Here is a 22,441-nt window from a genome sequence, read left to right as displayed (position 1 = left end):
CGCGCCGGTTGAAGGCGGCACGCAGTGGAGAGGTGTCGTCGCCATGTCGACCTCTTTTGGGCTTAACCTGTGGCTCCGCTCGGCCCCACGCTCAGCAGCTACACCATGCTCAAGCCTTCGCGCCCAATTGCTCGGCGCGGCGCAGCCAGTCCTGGCGGCGCTCTTCACTGGAGCCGCGGATTGGGGTGAATTCATGCACGCGGCGGGTGCGGATGCCGCAGAACCGCAACGTGCTGCGGATCATCTGGCGATGCGCCGGGGCGCCTTGCAGCCAGCGAAAGTGCCAGCTCGGGGTGTCCAGGGTGACCAGCAGTTCAGCGCTGCGCCCACTGAGCAATTGCTCCGCGATGCGCGTCTGGCCCCGTAGACGAAACGCAAAGCCGGGCAGGAACACCCGGTCGATAAACCCCTTAAGCAGCGCCGGCAGGCCACCCCACCAGACCGGGTAGACGAATACCAGATGCTCGGCCCAATGGATCTGTCGCTGGGCATCGAGCAGGTCGACTTCCAGGCGCTGGTCGTGTTCGTAGCCGCCGCGCAGCACCGGATCGAAGCGCAGATCTGCAAGGCGCAACTGGCGCACCACGTGCCCTTGGCTGCGTGCGCCGATTACATAAGTTTCGCCCAGGGCACGGCAAAAGCCCTGGCCTTGCGGACTGCCATCAATCACCAGGATGCGTTTGCCCGTGCCGACGACCGGCGTGGCGCCGCTTTTGGCCGGCTCATTCATGTTGCCCGGCCTCAAGCATCTGTTCCGGCCGCACCCAGGCGTCAAATTCTTCGCTGCTCAGATAACCCAGCGCGAGAGCCGCCTCGCGCAGCGTGCTGCCTTCCGCATAGGCTTTTTTGGCAATTTCCGCAGCCTTGTCGTAGCCGATGTGCGGGTTCAGCGCAGTGACCAGCATCAGCCCGCGCTCCAGATGCTGGGCCATTTGCTGGGCGTCCGGCTCCAGGCCAGCAATGCAGTGCAGATTGAAGTTGCGGCAGCCATCGGCGAGCAGGCGGATGGATTGCAGCAGGTTGTGGATGATTACCGGTTTGAACACATTGAGCTGCAGGTGACCTTGGCTCGCGGCGAAGCCGATGGTGACATCGTTGCCCAGTACCTGGCAGGCAAGCATCGACAGTGCTTCGCACTGGGTCGGATTGACCTTGCCGGGCATGATTGAACTGCCCGGTTCGTTGGCCGGCAGGCGCACTTCGGCGAAACCGGCGCGCGGCCCGGAGCCGAGCAGGCGCAAGTCGTTGGCGATCTTCATCAGCGCCACGGCAAGGGTTTTCAGCGTGCCGGCCAGGGTGACCAGCGGTTCGTGGCCGGCCAAGGCGGCGAATTTGTTGGACGCGCTGACGAAGGGCAGGCCGGAGAGGGCTGCCAGCTCGGCGGCGATGGCCTCGGCAAACCCCTGCGGGGCATTCAGGCCGGTGCCCACGGCCGTGCCGCCCTGGGCCAGTTCGCACACTGCAGGCAGGGCGTGGCGAATGGCTTGTTCGGCATAGTCGAGCTGGGCGACAAACGCGGACAGCTCCTGGCCAAAGGTGACCGGCGTGGCATCCATCAGGTGGGTACGGCCGGTTTTCACCAGATCGAAATGGCGGGCGGCCTGTTCGGCCAAGCCGCCAGAAAGTTCGGCCAGCGCCGGTAACAACTCGCGGTGCACGGCGCTCACGGTGGCCAGGTGCATGGCGGTGGGGAAGCAGTCGTTGGAGCTTTGCGCGCGGTTGACGTGATCGTTGGGGTGCACCGGGCTTTTGCCCCCGCGTTGGCCTCCGGCCAATTCGTTGGCGCGTCCGGCGATCACCTCGTTGACGTTCATGTTGCTCTGCGTGCCGCTGCCGGTCTGCCAGACCATTAATGGGAACTGATCGTCGTGCTGGCCGGCCAGCACTTCATCGGCAGCCTGTTCGATCAGTCGGGCCACCTCGGCGGGCAGTTCGCCGATGCGGTCATTGACCCGCGCAGCGGCTTTCTTGATCAGTGCCAGGGCGTGCAGCACCGGTAGCGGCATGCGCTCCTGGCCGATGGCGAAATTGATCAGTGAGCGCTGGGTCTGCGCGCCCCAGTAAGCATCGTCCGGGACTTCCACCTCACCCAGGCTGTCGGTTTCGATACGGCTCATGGCGTTCCCTCTTGTAGGGTTGCGGGACGTTAGGCCGTGGACCAGGCGCACGGTTCCATAGGCTTGAGTCGGGCCGCGCCCAGCCGTTGGCTTGAGTTGGAGCGTGAGCTGGGAGCAAAATGGCCCGTTCTATGCTCTTAACTCTCCAGTTTCTTTTTCAAGGACAGAATGAATGGTGCGTTTAAACGTTTTAATGGCAACAGTTGTACTGACTCTAGCGGCTGCTCCGGTTGTAGCGGATACCGCCAGTCATGCGGCGCAGGTCGAACAGTTTCTCAAGCTGGCGCGGGCCGATCGCATGAGCGTTCCGGTGCATGCCCAGGTACAACAAATGTTTGCTCAGCGTTTCGCACAGGCCAAGGCGCCGGCCGATAAACAGGCCGTGCTGGAGCGTTACCAGGCCAAAGCCGATGCGCTGCTGGAGGGAGCGGTGGGCTGGGAGACACTCAAGCCGGATATGATCAAGCTCTACGGCCAGCACTTCAGCGAACGCGAACTGAAGGAGCTGAATGCCTTCTATCAGTCGGCGCTGGGTCGCAAAGTGCTGGACACAATGCCGGAGCTGACCGCGCAATCGGCCCAGTTGGCGCAGGCCAGGCTGGAAAGCGTGGTGCCGGAAGTCAATAAACTGCTCGAAGAAATGGGCAAGGAATTAAAGTAGGTGATTCATGAGCATGCGTGACCGTATCAACACCGCCTTGTTGGTGCTCGACCCGCAGCATCTGGAGGTTCTCGATGAGAGCCACATGCACAGCCGCGGACAGGAAACTCACTACAAAGTGGTGGTTGTCAGCGAGCAGTTCGCCGGACTGAACAGCGTCAAGCGTCACCAGAAAGTCTATGGCGTGCTGGGCGAGCTGATGAGCCAGTTCCATGCCCTGGCCATGCATGTGTATACCCCTGAAGAATGGGCGGCTCAGGGCGTGGCGCCCGCCTCGCCAACCTGCCGGGGCGGTCACTGACACGCTGCGGACAAGCGGATATTCGAGTGCCTTGGCGTGCTTTGTTATAATCCGCGCCCCACGCCGGCTTTAGCCGGCGTTTTCTTTATTACAGGCCGTTGAAAAGCTACCTGCGTTGGCAATACTTCGTTAAAAACAGTCTCAGAATGCTCATTTAGAACACCTAAACTGCGCTTCTTTGGCTGTTTTTGCCTCGTCTTGCCCGCCTCGCCTACGCTTTTCAGCGGCCTGATAAGCCCGGTCCGCCCTTTACGCGGGCGACCACTGAGGATCTGTGATGGCCGCGAACATCGTTGTGGCAGCCTTGTACAAGTTCGTCTCCCTGCCGGACTACGTCGAGCTGCGCGAACCCCTGCTCAACACCCTGTTGGATAACGGCGTGAAGGGCACCCTGCTGCTCGCCGAAGAAGGTATCAACGGCACGGTTGCCGGCTCCCGCGAAGGCATCGATGCCCTGCTGGCCTGGTTCGGCCAGGATGCGCGCCTGGCGGATATCGATCACAAGGAGTCCTTCTGCGACGAGCCGCCGTTCTACCGCACCAAGGTCAAGCTCAAGCAGGAAATCGTTACCCTCGGCGTGCCCGGCGTGGACCCCAATCAGCAGGTAGGCACTTACGTCGAGCCTCAGGACTGGAACGCGTTGATCAGCGATCCCGAAGTGCTGCTGATCGATACCCGCAATGATTACGAAGTGGCAATCGGTACCTTCGAAGGCGCCGTGGATCCGCAAACCCAGTCGTTTCGCGAATTCCCCGATTACATAAAAGCCAATTTCGATCCGGCACGGCACAAGAAAGTGGCCATGTTCTGCACTGGCGGCATCCGTTGCGAGAAGGCCTCCAGTTTTATGCTTGGCGCCGGCTTCGAAGACGTATTCCATCTCAAGGGCGGCATTCTCAAGTACCTTGAGGAGGTGCCTGAGGCGCAGAGCAAATGGCGCGGCGACTGTTTCGTGTTCGACAATCGCGTAACCGTGCGCCATGACTTGTCAGAAGGCGATTACGCTCTTTGTCATGCGTGTCGCATGCCGGTGTCGGTCGAGGAGCGGCAGTCGGAACAGTACGTGGCGGGCATCAGTTGCCCGCACTGCCATGACTCGCTGTCGGAGAAAACCCGCGCCAGTGCCCGCGAGCGTCAGAAGCAGATCGAGTTGGCCCAGGCGCGCAATCTGCCCCATCCGATTGGCCGCGATCCGCGGCAGAACTGAGGAAAGTCCATGGCGGACCGTCTGATTTATGTGATGGACCCGATGTGTTCCTGGTGCTGGGGCTTTGCCCCAGTGGTCGAGGCGTTGGCCGAGCAGGCGCGCCAGGCCCAGGTGCCGACCCATGTGGTGCTCGGTGGGCTGCGCAGTGAGCAGGTGGTCATGGATGACGCCGGACGCGCCCGCACCCTGTGTTATTGGCAGGCGGTACACGAGGCCACTGGCCAGGCATTCCATCTGGAGGGCGGCTTGCCCGAAGGGCTTATCTATGACACGGAGCCCGCGTGTCGCGCATTGGTAACCGCCCGCTTGCTGGCGCCGCAGAGTGTCGGTGCGCTGCTGGCACTGATTCAACGCGCGTTTTACGTAGAGCGTCGCGATGTGACCCAGGCCTGTGTGCTGGCTGAGCTGGCCGTGGAGGCCGGTCTCGACCGCAAGACGTTCGCCACCGGGTTCGACAGCCTCGAACACCGCCAGGCCACCCGTGAGGATTTCGCCTGGGCACAAGGCCTGGGCATTGCCGGCTTCCCAACTCTGCTGGCCGAGCACAACGGACAGCTGGCGCTGCTGACCAACGGCTATCAACCGCTGGAACGCCTGGCGCCCTTGCTTGATCGCTGGCTGAGGCGCATTGCCTGTGACTGACCGGCTGAGTTGGGCGGAAATCCGCCGCCTGGCCTTGCGTCATCGCAAGGCCTTGGTGGCGGCCAATCTGCTCGCCGTGCTGGCCACCCTGTGCAGCGTGCCGATTCCGCTCCTGCTGCCGTTGCTGGTGGATGAAGTATTGCTTGGCCAGGGCGATGCCGCCCTCAGGTTCATGGACAATTTCCTGCCCGCCGGTTGGCAGACCGCCGCCGGGTATATCGGCCTGATGCTGTTGCTGAGTCTGGCCCTGCGCGCCGCCTCGCTGATTTTCAACGTGCTGCAGGCTCGTCTGTTCGCGCGATTGTCCAAGGACATCATCTACCGTATCCGCACCCGCCTGATCGAACGCCTCAAGCGCATCTCCATGGCCGAATACGAAAGCCTCGGCGGTGGCGCGGTCACCACCAACCTGGTCACGGATCTGGATACGGTCGACAAGTTCGTGGGAGAAACCCTCAGCCGCTTTCTGGTAGCGCTGCTGACCCTGGTGGGCACCTCGGCAATTTTGCTGTGGATGCACTGGCAGTTGGCGCTGCTGATCCTGCTGTTCAATCCGCTGGTGATCTACGCCACCGTGCAGCTGGGTAAGCGGGTCAAACACCTGAAGAAGCTGGAAAACGACAGCACTGCGTATTTCACCCAGGCGTTGACCGAAACCCTGGAAGCGATCCAGGAAATTCGCGCCAGCAACCGTCAGGGTTATTTCTTCGGCCGCCTCGGCTTGCGCGCCCGGGATGTGCGTGACCGCGCCATGGCCACCCAATGGAAGACCGATGCGTCCAACCGCACTAGCGGCCTGCTGTTCCAGTTCGGCATCGATATCTTCCGCGCCGCCGCCATGCTGACGGTGCTGTTGTCCGATCTGTCCATCGGCCAGATGCTCGCGGTGTTCAGCTACCTGTGGTTCATGATCGGTCCGGTGGAGCAGTTGCTGAGCCTGCAATACGCCTTTTATGCGGCCGGCGGTGCGTTGAAACGCATCAATGAACTGCTGGGACGTGACGATGAGCCGCGCCATGCCAGCCTGATCGATCCGTTCAGCGAGCGTCGCACAGTCGGTATCGACGTGCGGGGCGTGCGGTTCGCGTATCAGGATGAGCCAATCCTGGAAAACCTCGACCTGACCATTGCACCGGGCGAAAAGGTGGCCATCGTCGGCGCCTCGGGCGGTGGCAAGAGCACCCTGGTGCAACTGTTGCTCGGGCTGTACACGCCGCAAGCCGGGCGCATCTGTTTTGGGGGCGCGCGGTTGGAAGAAATCGGCCTGGAAACCGTGCGTGAACATGTCGCCGTGGTGCTGCAGCATCCGGCGCTGTTCAACGATACGGTACGCGCCAACCTGTGCATGGGCCGTTCACGCACGGATGATGAATGCTGGCGCGCGCTGGAAATCGCCCAACTGGCCAGCACGGTCAGGCAACTGCCGGCGGGCTTGGACAGCGTGGTCGGTCGTTCCGGTGTGCGACTGTCCGGCGGCCAGCGCCAGCGCCTGGCAATCGCCCGCATGGTACTTGCCGACCCCAAGGTGGTGATTCTCGACGAAGCCACTTCGGCGCTGGATGCCGCTACCGAATATGCCCTGCACCAGGCATTGGGCAACTTTCTCAGCGGACGCACCACGCTGATCATCGCCCACCGGCTTTCCGCCGTGAAACAGGCCGACCGCGTGCTGGTGTTCGACGGCGGCAGCATTGCCGAACAAGGCGATCACCAGCAGCTGATCGCCGAAGGCGGGCTCTACGCCAAGCTCTACGGGCATTTGCAGCATTAGGGGCGAAATAATTTCGAGAGACCAGGATGTCAGGCCGAAGCGAGCGGGAACCGATGACGCAGCTGCCGTAGGGCGGCGTCGCTCGCTGCAGGCGGGTTGGCTGAATGCTTGAGGCTGAGCGAGCACCCCGCCAGCGGCGTATCCCCCTACGGCGGGCTGCCCGGGTAACAGCGCAAATCCATCCCAACACCGTGCAACGGGCGAGGCCGCCCTACGCATGCATGCGCACATGACCCACGGCGCTAGGCTGCTAACAACACCTGGGAGACCCGGACCCCGGGCCGAAGCGAGCGGTAACCGATGACGCAACTGCCGTAGGGCGGCGTCGCTTGCTGCAGGTGGGTTGGCTGGATACTCGAGGCTGAGCGAGCACCCCGCCGGCGGAGTATCCCCTTGCGGCGGGCTGCCCGGGTCACTGCGCAGTTCCATCCCAACCCCCTGCAACGGGCGAGGCTGCCCTACGCATGCCCACATGACCCACCGCGCCGGATGCTAGCAACACGTAACGCTTGCCGCAGCTGAGCAACGACCTAAATGCCATTCGCTTGATTTTAGTCATTAAGAATCAAGTCGTTATGCACTAAAAAGATAGGGCGACTCATGCTGCGCATAAGGTCTTGAGAAGGAGGGCATTCTTTTCGACTAAAGCAGGACTGTGAGGGCCCATCCTGCATGTCAGTATTGTTTCATCCCTGCTAGTTCATGCTTCACAAGAGCGCCGAACGCCTTAACCATAAAACCAATAATTGAAGTGGGCCGCGCGGACGCGTGGTCCGACTTCTCGACAAGATTCAGGAAGCCTCATGTCCGTCCGCAATATTCTCGTGATCAACTGCGGTAGCTCATCAATCAAGTTTGCTTTGGTTAACGAAAAACAATCGACATTTCCGCTGCAAGGATTGGCTGAATGCCTCGGCAGCCCGGAAGCCGTTATCCAATGGCAGATCGGTGAAGCGAAGGAAACGCTGAGCCTTCCGGGAGCCGATCATGCGGCAGCGCTGGCAAAAATTCTGCCGCTGGCCCAGGAAATGGCCGGTGGCAGGCTTGATGGCATCGGCCATCGCGTGGTGCACGGCGGCGAACATTTCACCGGCTCCAGCCTGATCGATGCGTCGGTGCTCGACGCTATCAATACCAATGCCCAACTGGCTCCACTGCACAACCCGGCCAACTTGATCGGCATCGAAGCCGCCATGTCACTGTTCCCAGGGCTGCCCCAAGTCAGCGTATTCGACACCGCGTTTCACCAGAGCATGCCGGAGTACGCCTACCGCTACGCCGTACCGGAGTTTCTCTACACAGAACACGGCGTCCGTCGCTACGGTTTCCATGGCACCAGTCATCGCTTCGTCAGTCAGCGCGCCGCCGAAATGGTCGGGGTGCCGGTGGATGACAGCAGCTGGCTGGTCGCCCACTTGGGCAATGGCTGCTCCACCTGCGCGGTGGTCAATGGCGAAAGCCGCGACACCAGCATGGGCCTGACGCCGCTGGAAGGTGTGGTGATGGGCACGCGCAGCGGCGATGTCGATCCCGCCCTGCACATGTATCTGGCGCGCACCCTGGGCTGGAGCATTGAGCAGATCGACTCCATGCTGACCCGCGACAGTGGCCTGAAGGGCTTGTCCGGCTTGTCCAACGACATGCGTACCCTGCATGAAGCGTATGAAGCCGGCCATTCGGGAGCAACGCTGGCCTTCGAGGTGTTCTGCTATCGCCTGGCCAAGTCGCTGGCCAGCATGGCCTGCGCGCTGCCGCGTGTGAACGGCCTGATCTTCACCGGCGGTATTGGTGAAAACTCCTCGGCGGTGCGCGCCCGGACGGTCGAGCATCTCAAAGTGTTCAACTTCCAGGTAGACGCACAGGCCAATGCCCGCTGCACCCGTGGCACGGCTGGCCAGATCCAGACCGAAGGCAGCCCGCGTATTCTGGTGGTACCGACCAACGAAGAGCGGCAGATCGCCCTGGAAACCCTGGCGTTGCTGGACGCCTGAGAAATCCGCCACACCCGGATGAAACCCGATGACCACGCCGGCGTCGGGTTTTGTCTTGTAGGCTTCTTTCATGCCATGCCTCTTGCAGGCTGATCCCTTTGCTCCCACAAGGAGAACCCATGCATACCCTGTTTCTTGCTCCTACCGGCTTTGGTGGCGGACTCAACTCCGTCAGCCTCGGTCTGATTCGTGCGCTCGAACAGTCCGGCCTGAAGGTCGGCTTCTTTAAACCGATCTCCCAGCCGTTTCCTGTCGATCAGGGCCGTGAGCGCTCCTGCCTGCTGGTCGAGCGCACGCTGAACAAAACCGCGCCCGAGCCGATTGCCTTGGAGCAGCTGGAACGCCAGATGGCCAGCGGCGACTTGGACCTGACCCTGGAAGACGTGGTCAGCCGTTTCGAGCAGGCTGCTGCCGGCATGGATGTGGTGATTGTCGAAGGCATGGTGCCGACCCGCGAAACGGACTACACCGCGCGCATCAATGCGCAGTTGGCCAAGAGCCTGGATGCCGAAGTCATCTTGATTGCCGCCCAGGGCAGCGACAGCCTCAAGCAGATGGCTGAGCGCATCGAGATCCAGGCCCAGCTGTTTGGCGGCGCCAAGGACGCAAAGATGTTGGGCGTCATTCTCAACAAGGTGCACAGCGAGGACGGTCTGCCGGCCTTCATCGAGCGTCTCAAGGCGCAGTTGCCACTCCTTGGCAGTAACGATTTCCAATTGCTGGGTGTCATCCCGCTGGCCGACGAGCTCAATGCCCTGCGCACCAGCGACATTGCCGAGCTGCTCGCAGCCAAGGTGCTTAATGTCGGCGACGCCGAGCAGCGCCGGGTGCACCAGATCATCCTCAGCGCACGTACCGTGCCCAATACCGTGGCGCTGTTGCAGTCCGGCGTGCTGGTGGTGACGCCGGGCGATCGCGACGACATCATCCTGGCCGCCAGCCTGGCCTCGCTGAACGGCGTGAAGCTGGCCGGTCTGCTGCTGACGGGTGACTATGCGCCGGATCCGCGCATTCTTGAGCTGTGCAAAGCGGCGCTGGATAGCGGCTTGCCGGTGCTGAGCGTGGCTACGGGCTCCTACGACACAGCCACCAATCTGTTTGCCCTGAACCGCGAAACCCCGTCGGACGATATCGAACGGGCCACCCGCGTCACCGATTTCATTGCTCGCCACCTGCAGGCCGATGTTCTGCAGGCGCGTTTGAGCCTGCCCCGTGGCGAAATTCGCCTGTCGCCACCGGCGTTCCGTTACCAGTTGGTCAAGCGTGCCCAGGACGCCGACAAGCGTATCGTTTTGCCCGAAGGCAGCGAGCCGCGCACCATTCGTGCCGCAGCGATCTGCCAAGAGCGCGGCATTGCCCGTTGCGTGCTGCTGGCCCGGCCGGAAGAAGTCCGCGCGGTCGCCAAGTCGCAGGGCATCAACCTGCCGGCGGGGCTGGAAATTCTCGACCCTGACAGCATTCGCGCCCGGTACGTGCCGGCCATGGTCGAGATGCGCAAGAGCAAGGGCCTGACGCCGGAAATGGCCGACGAGCAGCTGCGCGATACCGTAGTGCTGGGCACCATGATGCTCGCCCTGGATGAGGTGGACGGCCTGGTTTCCGGGGCCATCCACACCACCGCCAATACCATTCGCCCGGCCTTGCAACTGATCAAGACCGCGCCGGGCTATAACCTGGTGTCCTCGGTGTTCTTCATGCTGCTGCCCGAGCAGGTGCTGGTCTACGGCGACTGCGCCGTGAACCCCAACCCGAACGCCACGGAGCTGGCGGAAATTGCCCTTCAGAGTGCCGAGTCGGCCGTGGCCCTGGGTGTGCAGCCGCGTGTGGCGATGATCAGTTACTCCACCGGCGACTCCGGCAGCGGCGCGGAAGTGGACAAGGTGCGCGAAGCCACGCGCATCGCCCGTGAGCGTGCGCCAGAACTGCCGATCGACGGCCCGCTGCAGTACGACGCTGCCTCGGTACTCAGCGTCGGCAAGTCCAAGGCGCCCAACAGCCCGGTGGCTGGGCAGGCCACTGTGTTCATCTTCCCTGACCTGAACACGGGCAACACCACCTACAAGGCGGTGCAGCGCAGCGCCTCGGTGATCAGCGTCGGCCCGATGCTGCAAGGTTTGGCCAAGCCGGTAAACGACTTGTCCCGTGGTGCGCTGGTGGACGACATTGTCTTCACCATCGCTCTGACTGCTCTACAGGCGGCCAGCCTGGAAGCGCAGAAGGCTAAGGAGAAGGGTGAGCTGATCGAGGCCTGATCTTGCGCTGATGAAAAATCCCCGGTGAAGGCATCCTTCCCGGGGATTTTTTTGTCAGCAGCCTATGGCTAAGGCGTAATGCGTATAGCGCGCCGTCCGCCTGCCGCTGCGCACCAAAAAACGCCGTACCCCAAAGGGGAACGGCGTTTCTTGGTGTGGTCATGGGCTGGCCGTGACCGTAATTCAGACCTTAGAACGACTTGGAAACCGAGACGGCAAAATTGTCATCCGTGCCGTCCAGGTCGTTAGTGGCGTAGGTCAGCGCGAAATCAAGACTGGCGATGGATTTGCCCAGGCTCAAGCTCCAGTCGGTGTAGTCTTCCCCGTTATTTACTTCATCATCGATGTCAGTGAAACCCACCGATGCGGACAAGGTTACTGCACCCGGCAGGGCATAGGAGTAGCCGAGGTAGGTATAAAGCTGCTTGACGTCTTCGGTACGGTATTTGAGGCCGACGGTACCGCCATAGGCGCTGATGCTGCCCAGGTATTCGATATCGCTTTCCGCGTCTTCACCGCCCCAAGTGGTACCTGAATAGATATAGGTAGCCACAGCCAGGTCATAGGTGATGTCTTCAGTGATGGAGCCACCGTAGCCGACGTAATAGTCGAACTCAGAGCCGGCGGTTTTTTCATCGCCCGCCATGCTGCCGCCCCAGATGCCAGCGTAAAAGCCGCTTTCGTGTACAACGTCCAAACTGCCTTGCACGGTGGGATTACCACCGTTGAGCGAAGAACCACGGTTCAGCCAGTCGCTCGCCAGGGTAGCGGTCATGCTGACATCGAGTTTACCAATCGGACTTTCTACGGTTTCCGAGACTGCCATGCTGCTGAAGGCAACCGAAGAGGCTACTGCGATTGCCACAGGGAGTTTCTTAAGCATGCTCATGCTCCATTTCCTTGGTGTCGGTGAGGGGTTTCCCCTCATTTATTAGAACTGTTGGCTATTAACCTTACGCCAACAGCAACTAAGCATATCCCTTGCCAACTTGGCATGACCACCGGAACAGAGCGGTATTCGTGTTTTTACTGATAGATATCAAAGGGGGAGTGGCGCCGCGTTGCCTTGATTCGGAGCATTAACTTCAACGTTGCAATAAAACGAGGCGCAGGAATACGTGGCAATTCATTGCCACCCACTGGCAGGATTTATTTACAGGTTTACGCAGGAATTGGAGCAGCTTGGTGCTTCGTCAACTTATTGTGCCGAGACGCGACGCCGCAGGCTGCCCGGAGGGTGAGTTTCACATTGCGTAAAGGGCGTTCGGCAGCTGTGCTTAGGTCATTCGCATGTAACCGGAGGGCTTAACATGGACGCTGTCATAAGCCGAATCGCCCCGCATAACCCCATCGGAACCGATGGTTTCGAATTCGTCGAATTCACCGCACCGACCACCGAAGGCCTCGAACAACTACGCCAGTTGTTCATCGCCATGGGCTTTACCGAAACCGCCCGGCATCGCTCCAAACCGGTGTTCCTCTTCCAACAGCACGGCATCAATTTTGTACTCAACGGCAGTCCCAGCGGTGAAGTGCATGCCTTTGCCCAGGCTCATGGGCCGAGCGCCTGTGCCATGGCCTTCCGGGTCAAGAATGCCGCTCAGGCCGCTGCCTATGTGCAAGCGCAGGGCGCCACGCTACTGGGCAGTCACGCCAATTTCGGCGAGTTGAATATCCCCTGCGTGGCCGGTATCGGCGGTTCGGTGCTTTATCTGGTGGACCGCTACGGCGCACACAGCATCTATGACGTGGATTTTGAGTTCCATCCGGGCCGCAGCGCCAATGACCGTGCGGTGGGGTTGCTGGAGATCGATCACCTGACCCATAACGTCAAGCGCGGGCAGATGGATGTCTGGTCCAGATTTTATGAGCGCATCGCCGGGTTTCGTGAAATCCGCTACTTCGATATCGAGGGCAAGCTCAGCGGGCTGTTGTCCAGGGCGATGACCGCTCCCTGCGGCAAGATCCGCATCCCAATCAACGAATCCGCAGATGCTCATTCGCAGATCGAAGAATTCATCCGCGAATATCATGGCGAGGGCATTCAGCATATCGCCCTGTCCACCGACGATATTTACGCCACAGTGCGGCAGCTGCGCGCCAACGGGGTGCGCTTCATGTCAACCCCAGACACCTATTATGAAAAAATCGACAGTCGCGTGCCGGGGCACGGTGAGCCCCTTGCTGAGCTGCGCGAACTGCGCATCCTGGTTGACGGCGCGCCCCAGGATGACGGCATCCTGCTGCAGATTTTCACGGACACGCTGATCGGACCGATTTTCTTTGAAATCATCCAGCGCAAGGGCAACCAGGGCTTTGGCGAGGGCAACTTCAAGGCCCTGTTCGAGTCCATCGAAGAAGATCAGATCCGCCGTGGTGTGCTCAAGGCGGAATAGACCCGGAACGGGCTTGAGTTCGCCAGTCACGTGACCATTTCGGTGGGTCGACGCCCACCTGTGAGGAGCCTTGTCATGAGCCGCAAATGGATCAGCTTCCCCATCCGCGAAGGGGAATGTTCGTTGCAGGCGCACTGCAACATGCCGCCGGGTACGTTCGAGCGGGAGATGGGCCGCGAAGGGTTTTATGGGCCGGCCAGTCACTTGCATCATCGCCATCCGCCGACCGGCTGGGTGGACTGGGAAGGCCCGTTGCGGCCCCATGCGTTCAATTTGGCAAAGCTCGATGTGCAGGGGGGCTGCCCCTGGCAAGCGGCACTGGTGCTGCACAACAACGATGTGCAGGTGCGGGTCTGGAAAACCGCTACGGCCATGCGCCATTTGGTGCGCAACGGTGATGGCGATGAGCTGTTGTTTATCCATGAAGGGGCCGGCGATTTCTACTGCGATTTCGGCCATTTGCCCTACCGTGACGGCGATTACCTGCTGATCCCGCGCGGTACGGCCTGGCGCATCGAGCCCAGTTCGCCGACCTTCATGCTGATGATCGAGAGCACCGACGGCGCCTATCAGTTGCCGGACAAAGGCTTGCTCGGCCCCCATGCAATTTTCGATTCCGCCGTTTTCGCCCGTCCGCACCTGAACGACACCTTCAAGGCCCAGCAGGACGAAAATCGCTGGCAGATTCGCATCAAGCGACGCGGGCAGATCAGCACCGTCACCTATCCCTATAACCCGCTGGATGTGGTCGGCTGGCATGGTGACAACTGTGTGGTGCGCCTTAACTGGCGCGATATTCGTCCGGTGATGAGCCATCGCTACCACTTGCCGCCATCGGCTCACACCACTTTCGTGGCCAATGGCTTTGTGATCTGCACCTTTACGCCGCGCCCGGTGGAGTCTGACCCGGACGTGCTCAAGGTACCGTTCTTCCACAATAACGATGACTTCGACGAAGTGCTGTTCTATCACCGCGGCAATTTCTTCAGCCGCGACAATATCGAAGCCGGCATGCTTACTCTGCATCCCTGCGGCTTCCCCCACGGCCCACACCCCAAGGCATTGAAGAAGAGCCAGGAAAACCCGGCGAGCTTTGTCGAGGAAGTGGCAGTGATGATCGACGCTCGCCATGCGCTGGAAATCGATGCGGCAGCCACAAGCGTGGAGGTGGCGGAGTATGTGAACTCTTGGAAATCCCCGGGCGCCTAGGATCGCCGCGTGTTTGGCGGGCTCGCCTCGGATGTCACCCCGTAGGGTGGATCACGCTTTCGATCCACCGGGTGGCGATCCACCGGGTGGCGCCCCACCGAAGAGAGTCATTGTGGGTGTGAAAATCGACATCCGCCCTACGGGTTCGAGCCTTGAAGCCAGCTTGCTGGCGATTCTGGAAGGGATTGAAAGCTTGCGCCTAGGTAACGCGTCCAGAAAAAGGAGCCTCAATGAAACTTGCTTCACTCAATCAGGGCCGTGACGGTGTGCTGGTGGTGGTGTCCCGTGATTTGTCCCGAGCGGTTAAAGTGACGGACATCGCGGCGACCTTGCAGGCAGCGCTGGACGACTGGGCAAAGACCCGGCCACTGCTGGACGCTGTTTATCAGCGCCTCAATAAGGGAAACGAGCCCGACGCTTTCGCCTTCAATCAGGCCGCCTGCCACAGTCCCTTGCCGCGCGCGTACCACTGGGCCGATGGCAGTGCCTACGTCAATCACGTCGAGCTGGTGCGCAAGGCGCGCGGCGCCGAGCTGCCGGAATCCTTCTGGCATGACCCCCTTATTTATCAGGGCGGCAGCGATACGTTTCTGCCGCCTCATGCACCGATCCGTCTTGCCGATGAGGCATGGGGCATCGACCTGGAGGCAGAAGTCGCGGTGATCACCGACGATGTGCCAATGGGCATCGCCGGGCAGCAAGCCGCCGGGCACATCCAGTTGCTGATGCTGGTCAACGATGTATCGCTGCGCAATCTGATTCCCGGCGAGCTGGCCAAGGGGTTCGGCTTCTTTCATAGCAAGCCTTCGTCGAGTTTTTCCCCTGTGGCGGTCACCCCGGACGAACTGGGCGCCGCCTGGCGGGACGGCAAGGTGCATCTGCCGTTGGAATCACGCATCAACGGCGAACTGCTCGGCCGTCCGAATGCAGGTGTGGATATGACCTTCGATTTTCCCACGCTACTGGCCCATGCCGCCAGAACGCGCCCGCTGGGTGCTGGCAGCATTATCGGATCGGGGACCGTGTCCAACCACGACCGCAGCGTCGGCTCGTCCTGCCTTGCCGAGCGGCGCATGTTGGAAATGATCGAGAGCGGAGCACCCAAAACCCCGTTTCTGCATTTCGGTGACCGGGTGCGTATCGAGATGTTCGATACCGAAGGGCAGTCGATTTTCGGTGCGATCGACCAGGCAGTGGAGCCCTATTCCCCGTAATCGCACGCCGCCGACAAGAGAGGGAGCCATGCTGACGCTCTATTCCTATTGGCGCTCCAGCGCCACCTATCGAGTGCGCATCGCCTTGAATCTCAAAGGGCTGGCGTATCGGCAGGTGCCGGTGCACTTGCTCAAGGACGGTGGCGAGCAGCACGGCGAGGCGTTTCGGGCGCTGAATCCGCAACAGTTGGTTCCGCTGTTGCGCGACGGCGAACGCAGCATTGCCCAGTCGCTGGCGATTCTTGAATACCTGGAAGAAACCCACCCGCAGCCGGCGCTACTGCCAAGCGAGCCCGTTGCGCGGGCGCGCATTCGCGCCTTGGCGTTGCATATCGCCTGCGATCTGCATCCGCTGAACAATTTGCGCGTGCTGCAGTATCTGGAACATCAGTTGGGGCAGGATGAAGCCGTACGTCTGATGTGGCTGCGACACTGGGTCGCGACCGGCCTGGAGGCAGTGGAGCAGGGCCTCGCCGAACTGCCCGATGGTCTGTCGCTGGGCGCAAAGCCCGGCTATCTGGAAGCCTGCCTGGTGCCACAGGTGTACAATGCCCGCCGTTTTGCCTGTGAGCTGCATGCCTACCCACGCATTCTCGCCCTGGTGACTGCCTGCGAACCCCTCGATGCCTTCAGTCAGGCGGTTCCGGAAAAGCAGCCGGACGCGCCGGTCTAAGCCTGGATTTTCCCCAGCGCGCGGCCAGATATTCCAAGGAAATTTATGAGTGAAGTTCTGCACACCGGCCCGCTCAAGCGGGGCCTGAAGAATCGCCATATCCAGTTGATCGCGTTGGGGGGCGCCATCGGCACCGGGTTGTTCCTCGGTTCGGCCGGGGTGATGAAAAGCGCCGGCCCGTCAATGATCCTCGGTTATGCCATTGGTGGCTTCATTGCCTTTCTGATCATGCGTCAACTGGGCGAGATGATTGTCCAGGAACCGGTGGCTGGGTCGTTCAGCCATTTCGCCCACAAATACTGGGGCGGCTACCAGGGTTTCCTGGCCGGCTGGAACTACTGGGTGCTGTATGTCCTGGTGGGCATGGCTGAGCTGACGGCGGTGGGCAAGTACGTGCAGTTCTGGTGGCCGGAAATACCCACCTGGGTCACGGCGGCGGCCTTCTTCGTATTGATCAATCTGATCAACCTGAGCAACGTGAAGGCCTTCGGCGAGACCGAGTTCTGGTTTGCGATCATCAAGGTCGTGGCCATTCTGGGCATGATTGCCCTCGGGCTGTATCTGCTGGTAACCGGCCTGGGGGGGGAGCAGGCGAGCATCACCAATCTGTGGAGCCGTGGCGGCTTTTTCCCCAATGGCCTGGAAGGTCTGGTGATGGTGCTAGCGATTATCATGTTCTCGTTCGGTGGTCTGGAACTGGTGGGTATCACTGCCGCCGAAGCCAGCGAGCCGCAGAAGGTGATTCCCAAGGCCATCAACCAGGTGGTCTATCGCATCCTGATTTTTTATATCGGCGCGTTGACGGTGCTGCTGGCGCTGTACCCATGGGACAGCCTGGTGGAAAACCTCAATCATGCCGGCGATCCCTACAGTGCCAGTCCGTTCGTACAGATCTTCTCGCTGATCGGCAGCGACACGGCCGCTCATATTCTCAACTTCGTGGTGCTTACCGCTGCGCTGTCGGTCTATAACAGCGGGGTGTACTGCAACAGCCGCATGCTGTACGGCCTGGCCGAGCAGGGCGATGCGCCCAAGGCGCTGATGAAGGTCAACCGTCGCGGCGTGCCGGTGCTGGCCATTGGCGTGTCGGCGCTGATGACCATGCTCTGCGTGGTGGTCAATTACGTGGTGCCGCAAAATGCCCTGGAGATGCTTATGTCCCTGGTGGTTGCCGCCCTGGTGATCAACTGGGCGATGATCAGCCTGGCGCACCTTAAGTTTCGCAAGGCCATGAGCCAACAGGGCGTGGTCACTCGCTTCAAGGCGTTGTGGTCGCCGTTCAGCAACTACCTGTGCCTGGCCTTCGTGGTGTTCATCCTGGGCATTTTGCTGATGATTCCGGGGATTCGTGTGTCGGTGTTCATGATTCCCTTCTGGCTGGCGCTGATGTGGGGCATTTACCGTGTGCGCATGCACCTGCGTGGTGGCAATACCACGGCCGGCCCACAGCCCAACGAAGCACCGCTGGGCTGAATCGCGTTCGGGCAGTTGCTGTGCTGCCCGTTGCCGCCCTTGTCAGCGCTTCTAAAGACACTAGCTTCATGCCTCGATCAACTGTGCGGGAGACCGGCTGACGCGAATGTCCGAGTGCCCTGCTAGGAATCTATTTCGCCATTTCCCTAAAGTTGTCGAACATTTGGACGAAAGATCTTACGTAAAGTCGAAATCTGGGCGTCGGTATCCTAGCGTGCATATTGCGACTAAAGGAACGTTCAAACGAGAGAGATTTTATGTTCAAGGGCATGTTGGCGTTGGTTCAAAATCAACGAGTCGGCCGCAAGCTGTTGTTGGGCTTCGGACTGGTACTGCTGCTCACGGTGGTGATGGCAGGTACCGGTTTCTATGCCGTGCAGAGCCTTTATGCGCGCGCCCAACAGATGAACCTCATGTCCGGGATCCAGGAGCATGTTCTGCAGGCGCGCGGCTTACAGCGCGAATTTGCCCTGAACCGTGATCCGGAGGTCGCTCGTGGCGTGCATGAACAACTGAGACAGCTCATCGAGCGGGCTGATACGTTGACGCAAATGCTCGCCGATCCCGCCGCGCTCGAGCGCATTGGACAGGTTCGCTCAGGGGCGCAGGCGTATGGCGAGCAGTTCGAGTCGACCGTGGGACACCTGCGCAACGCGGACGCTCAGCGCGAACACATGGACGAAGCGGCGCTCCTGGCGCGTGAAGCGTTCGAAATGATCGAACTGCACATGTATGACGCCGTTCGCGAGCTGCGTTTGCGAGGGGATCGCCTGAAAGGTAGCGACCCGCTTACCTTGGCCGAGACCGCTTCAGGGCTCAGCAAACGAATGCTGGACTTGCGCCTGGTGGAGAATCGTTTCACTCAACTCAATGATGCCGAGGCTCGGCAGGAGTGGAATGACCTCTATGATGAGCAGCGTCGCATCGCCAACAATCTGATGCAGTGGCTTGAGGATGAGCAGAAGGCCTCGCTTCAGGAAAGTCTGGCTGCCCTGGATAACTATCGCGAGGCATTCCTGCAGTTCCAGCGCGCACGCACGATGCGTGAAGAAAGCGATGCTCTGATGGTTGATCTGGCCGGCCAGGCAGAACAGATAGTCGATCAGTCGGTCGAAAGAGCTCAGAACGCCATGACAGCGCAGACAAGCCGAAGCGAGCTGCTGCTGGGCGTCTTCGCTGTGATTGCCATCGCTCTCGGTGTCGCGGCTTCGCTGCTGATCGGGCAATCCATCGTGGGGCCGCTGCGCCAAACCGTGGCCATTGCCCAGCGGGTCGCCGCGGGCGATCTACGTGATAGCGGGCATGGACCGAGTAACCGTAGCGATGAGCTTGGCCAATTGCAGAACGCCATGCAAAGCATGATCGACAGCTTGCGCCAGCTGGTAGGCCGAATTGGCGGTGGGGTCAGTCAGATTGCCAGCGCGGCCGACCAATTGGCGGCGATTACCTCGCAAACCAGCAGTGGCATGGAAATCCAGAAAATCGAAACCGAGCAAGCGGCAACCGCCACCAACCAGATGGCGGCGACGGTGCAGGAAGTGGCACGCAACGCTGCCCAGGCTTCGCAGGCCGCTCGACAGGCCGATGACGAGGCCAGCCAGGGTAATAAGGTGGTACAGCTGGCCGTGGGGCAGATCGGAAGCCTGGCCAGTGAAGTGGAAGAAACCGCTCAGTCGATCCAGGCACTGAATGAGGAAAGCGCGCGCATCGGCAGCGTGCTCGAAGTGATCCGGCTCGTCGCCGAGCAGACCAACCTGCTCGCCCTCAACGCGGCCATCGAGGCGGCCCGAGCGGGTGAGCAAGGGCGTGGTTTTGCGGTCGTTGCCGATGAAGTACGGGCGCTGGCCTTGCGCACCCATGACTCCACCGAGGAGATCGAGGTGTTGATCGGCAGTCTGCAGGGCATGGCCCAGCGCTCCGTGGAACAGATGAACAGCAGCCGTGCGCTGACCCAGCGCACGGTGGAGCTGGCCAGCGAGGCTGGCAGCGCGTTGCAGCGCATCACTCAGTCGGTCTCCACCATCGAGCAGATGAACCAGCAGATCGCCGCAGCTGCCGAAGAGCAAAGCGCAGTGGCCGAAACCATTAGCCAGAACGTGACCCGGGTGCGTGATATCGGCGAGCAGACGGCCACGGCCAGTGCGCAGACCGTGGCGGCCAGTGCTGAGCTGGCGCGACTGGGGCTGGAACTGAAAGAGCTGGTCGGACAGTTCCGTACCTGATTCATGCGTAGCAGCCGCTGGCCGACATCTCGGTCAGCGGCTTTATTGCGGTCAGCCTGCTCTGACTATGTAAGCCGTAGTCCGATAAATGGGACATCCTTCCCACGCGCAATGGGGCTTGTGCGGTTTTCACTTGGTCGCTGGGCTGGAACAATACGCGCTGATCCAAAACTGTTACTAGGAGCCTCTGTGCACATCAACGGCTATTTCGACCTGCAATTCGAGGCAGTCCGGGAGGCTTTTGCCGACCTGTTCAACAACCCGCAGGAACGCGGGGCCGCGCTCTGTGTGCAGGTCGCCGGAGAAACCGTTGTGGACTTATGGGCGGGCCATGCCGACAAGGATGGCAACGAGCCTTGGCACAGCGACACGCTGGCGAATCTGTTTTCCTGTACCAAGACGTTCACGGCCGTCACTGCATTGCAGTTGGTGGGAGAGGGCAAGCTCAACCTGGACGTGCCAGTGGCACGCTATTGGCCCGAGTTTGCCGCAGCAGGGAAAGAGCGCATCACCCTGCGTCAGTTGCTCAGCCACCAGGCCGGGTTGCCGGCGATCCACGCCAGTCTACCTGGCGAGGCGCTGTACGACTGGCAGGCCATGACGGCCGCTTTGGCTGCTGAAGAGCCTTGGTGGACGCCAGGGCAGGGGCATGGCTATGCACCTATCACGTACGGCTGGCTGGTGGGCGAGCTGCTGCGCCGCGTCGATGGACGGGGGGCAGGAGAGTCCATCGTGGCGCGGACTGCACGGCCCCTCGGGCTGGATTTCCATGTCGGCCTGGCTGACGAGGAATTCCACCGGGTCGCGCACATTGCCCGAGGCAAGGGCAGCATGGGCGATGCGGCAGCGCAGCGTTTGCTGCGTTGCATGATGAGCGAACCGAATGCCCTGAGCACCCGCGCGTTCACCAATCCTCCCTCGGTGATGACCAGCACCAACAAGCCGGAATGGCGACGGATGCAACAGCCAGCGGCCAATGGCCACGGCACGGCCCGTTCGCTAGCCGGTTTTTATTCGGGCCTGCTCGATGGACGACTGCTGGAGCCAGACTTGCTGGCCGAACTGACCCGCGAACATTGTCGCGGCGAAGACCGCACCTTGTTGACCAGTACGCGCTTCGGATTGGGTTGCATGCTCGACCAACCGGGGGTGGCCAATGCCACCTATGGGCTGGGAGAAAAGGCATTCGGGCATCCGGGGGCGGGCGGTTCGATCGGCTTTGCCGACCCGGAGCGGGAACTCGGCTTCGGTTTTGTGACCAACACACTGGGACCTTATGTCTTGATGGACCCCCGTGCGCAGGGATTAGCGCAGGTCGTCGGATCCTGCCTTTGAGGTCTTTTGAAAACCGGCTGCTGGCCGATACAGGACAGGTAAAGCGTAATGCCCGTTCTAGAGCGGAATGATGTTTTTACCGGCACGTTAACGCGTGTCGTGCAGGGTCCGGCGGAATGCCGTCCGTCAGACGATGTCCATGATTCCTTGCGAAACGAATGGATAGTGTCAAAATGCCACCTGCAACCTGAACCGACTTTCAGTCAATTTCTTGACCCTTTTTTGGCGAGCTGAATATGAAACTTTTCCACTCTTCGATTCTGATGTTTTGCCTGGCCGTGGTCGGCTGCAGCAGCACGGGCACCCAGCAGGCTCCGCAAATTTCCAAAACCTGGCTGGATGGCTATGAGGCCAACCTGCGTGACGCGTTGGCAGGCAGCACCTTCGAAGTTGACCGCACCGACAATGCCGTCGTGGTGACCGCTCCGGTGGACAGCTCGTTCAATCCGAAGCGTCCTGAAATGCTCCTACCTTCCTCCCTAGCACCGATCACCAAAGTCGCCAAGCTGGTGGAGAAAGACACCTCGGCCGGCGTGCTGATCGTCGGTCACGGCGACAACAGTCTCAGCCAGGAAGCCGCCATCAAGCAGAGCCAGGGACGTGCCCGCGCAGTGGGTTCGATCTTCCGTCTCAGTGGCCTGAAGCATGACCGTCTGCAAACTCAAGGCATGGGCGCCGCCATGCCGCTGGCCAGTAATGGCAGCGAAGCCGGCCGGGCGCAGAATCGCCGCGTGCTGATTCTGGTCACCCAGCAGGCTGCCCTGAGTACCGTCAGCGCCGAGTATGCCAAGCAAGCGGCGACTAAGCTTGCTGCCAACTAAATAAGGCGCCAGACAAAAAGCGCACGCTCCTGGCGTGCGCTTTCTCGTTCTTTCTCCTAGGTCTGCAGGCATTTTAAACGTAACCGCTCCATAAAGCACACATTCAAAAGGACTGAAAAAGTCCCGATGCTGAGCTCCCGATTCCCTCTGGAGCCT

At 60.8% G+C, this 22,441-nt stretch carries 18 protein-coding genes and 1 pseudogene; 16 read left to right on the top strand and 3 right to left on the bottom strand.

Going from position 1 to position 22,441, the window contains the following annotated elements:
- Window positions 1-109 precede the first annotated feature (109 nt).
- Together H9642_RS11895 and H9642_RS11890 are read right to left on the bottom strand one after the other, a co-directional pair.
- Complete coding sequence (locus H9642_RS11895) at window positions 110-730, bottom strand: NAD(P)H-dependent oxidoreductase (protein ID WP_251836669.1); 621 nt, start codon at window positions 728-730, stop codon at window positions 110-112.
- A complete protein-coding gene (locus H9642_RS11890; RefSeq protein WP_251836668.1) occupies window positions 723-2,117 on the bottom strand; it encodes a class II fumarate hydratase in 1,395 nt (464 codons plus the stop codon). The genes H9642_RS11895 and H9642_RS11890 overlap by 8 nt, the downstream gene beginning before the upstream one ends.
- 172 nt (window positions 2,118-2,289) lie before the next feature.
- Here H9642_RS11890 and H9642_RS11885 point away from each other — a divergent pair, with 172 nt between their 5' ends.
- From H9642_RS11885 to pta, 7 genes are all read left to right on the top strand, one after another.
- Window positions 2,290-2,778, top strand: coding sequence for a DUF2059 domain-containing protein (locus H9642_RS11885; RefSeq protein ID WP_251836667.1), 489 nt, complete (start codon window positions 2,290-2,292; stop codon window positions 2,776-2,778).
- Between the two features lie 7 nt (window positions 2,779-2,785).
- Window positions 2,786-3,079, top strand: coding sequence for a BolA family protein (locus H9642_RS11880; protein WP_251836666.1), 294 nt, complete (start codon window positions 2,786-2,788; stop codon window positions 3,077-3,079).
- Between the two features lie 277 nt (window positions 3,080-3,356).
- Window positions 3,357-4,286, top strand: coding sequence for an oxygen-dependent tRNA uridine(34) hydroxylase TrhO (gene trhO, locus H9642_RS11875; RefSeq protein WP_251836665.1), 930 nt, complete (start codon window positions 3,357-3,359; stop codon window positions 4,284-4,286).
- A 9-nt stretch (window positions 4,287-4,295) separates the two neighbouring features.
- Complete coding sequence (locus H9642_RS11870; RefSeq protein WP_251836664.1) at window positions 4,296-4,928, top strand: DsbA family protein; 633 nt, start codon at window positions 4,296-4,298, stop codon at window positions 4,926-4,928.
- Entirely contained in the window at window positions 4,921-6,699 is a 1,779-nt protein-coding gene (locus H9642_RS11865) for an ABC transporter ATP-binding protein (RefSeq protein WP_251836663.1), read from the top strand. The genes H9642_RS11870 and H9642_RS11865 overlap by 8 nt, the downstream gene beginning before the upstream one ends.
- 803 nt (window positions 6,700-7,502) lie before the next feature.
- Window positions 7,503-8,690 carry an acetate kinase gene (locus H9642_RS11860; protein ID WP_251836662.1) on the top strand — a complete coding sequence of 396 codons (1,188 nt, stop codon included), beginning with the start codon at window positions 7,503-7,505 and terminating at the stop codon, window positions 8,688-8,690.
- A gap of 119 nt (window positions 8,691-8,809) precedes the next feature.
- The gene (gene pta, locus H9642_RS11855) at window positions 8,810-10,942 is read left to right on the top strand and encodes a phosphate acetyltransferase (protein WP_251836661.1); all 2,133 of its coding nucleotides are present in this window, start codon (window positions 8,810-8,812) and stop codon (window positions 10,940-10,942) included.
- 190 nt (window positions 10,943-11,132) lie between these two features.
- Here the strand turns inward: pta and H9642_RS11850 are convergent, their stop codons facing one another.
- The gene (locus H9642_RS11850) at window positions 11,133-11,825 is read right to left on the bottom strand and encodes a TorF family putative porin (protein WP_251836660.1); all 693 of its coding nucleotides are present in this window, start codon (window positions 11,823-11,825) and stop codon (window positions 11,133-11,135) included.
- A gap of 427 nt (window positions 11,826-12,252) precedes the next feature.
- Between H9642_RS11850 and hppD the strand changes: the two genes are divergently transcribed.
- The 9 genes and pseudogenes from hppD to H9642_RS11810 all read left to right on the top strand — a co-directional run bounded on the left by hppD (window position 12,253) and on the right by H9642_RS11810 (window position 22,285).
- Window positions 12,253-13,338 (top strand): 4-hydroxyphenylpyruvate dioxygenase, encoded by a 1,086-nt coding sequence (hppD, locus tag H9642_RS11845; RefSeq protein ID WP_251836659.1) that lies wholly within the window; start codon window positions 12,253-12,255, stop codon window positions 13,336-13,338.
- 75 nt (window positions 13,339-13,413) lie between these two features.
- On the top strand, window positions 13,414-14,547 hold the full coding sequence (locus H9642_RS11840; RefSeq protein WP_251836658.1) for a homogentisate 1,2-dioxygenase: 1,134 nt from the start codon (window positions 13,414-13,416) through the stop codon (window positions 14,545-14,547).
- 230 nt (window positions 14,548-14,777) lie between these two features.
- Entirely contained in the window at window positions 14,778-15,761 is a 984-nt protein-coding gene (locus tag H9642_RS11835; RefSeq protein ID WP_251836657.1) for a fumarylacetoacetate hydrolase family protein, read from the top strand.
- Between the two features lie 28 nt (window positions 15,762-15,789).
- Window positions 15,790-16,434, top strand: a complete 645-nt coding sequence (gene maiA / locus H9642_RS11830) for a maleylacetoacetate isomerase (protein WP_251836656.1) — start codon at window positions 15,790-15,792, stop codon at window positions 16,432-16,434.
- A gap of 45 nt (window positions 16,435-16,479) precedes the next feature.
- Window positions 16,480-17,907: an amino acid permease gene (locus H9642_RS11825; protein WP_251836655.1), complete on the top strand. Its 1,428-nt coding sequence runs from the start codon at window positions 16,480-16,482 to the stop codon at window positions 17,905-17,907.
- A 257-nt stretch (window positions 17,908-18,164) separates the two neighbouring features.
- Window positions 18,165-19,274, top strand: a pseudogene (locus H9642_RS18500) (methyl-accepting chemotaxis protein); the annotation flags it as partial.
- Window positions 19,257-20,129, top strand: coding sequence for a methyl-accepting chemotaxis protein (locus H9642_RS18495; protein WP_433962702.1), 873 nt, complete (start codon window positions 19,257-19,259; stop codon window positions 20,127-20,129). The pseudogene H9642_RS18500 and the gene H9642_RS18495, both read left to right, overlap by 18 nt.
- Window positions 20,130-20,318: 189 nt before the next feature.
- Window positions 20,319-21,464 carry a serine hydrolase domain-containing protein gene (locus tag H9642_RS11815; RefSeq protein ID WP_251836653.1) on the top strand — a complete coding sequence of 382 codons (1,146 nt, stop codon included), beginning with the start codon at window positions 20,319-20,321 and terminating at the stop codon, window positions 21,462-21,464.
- A gap of 236 nt (window positions 21,465-21,700) precedes the next feature.
- Window positions 21,701-22,285: an OmpA family protein gene (locus H9642_RS11810; protein ID WP_251836652.1), complete on the top strand. Its 585-nt coding sequence runs from the start codon at window positions 21,701-21,703 to the stop codon at window positions 22,283-22,285.
- Window positions 22,286-22,441: the final 156 nt, after the last annotated feature.

The sequence above is a fragment of the Serpens gallinarum genome, from assembly GCF_014836765.1.
Taxonomy (GTDB): Bacteria; Pseudomonadota; Gammaproteobacteria; order Pseudomonadales; family Pseudomonadaceae; genus Serpens; species Serpens gallinarum.
The sequence above is the reverse complement of the archived record's forward strand: the minus strand, read 5'-3'. Positions and strand labels throughout refer to the sequence as shown.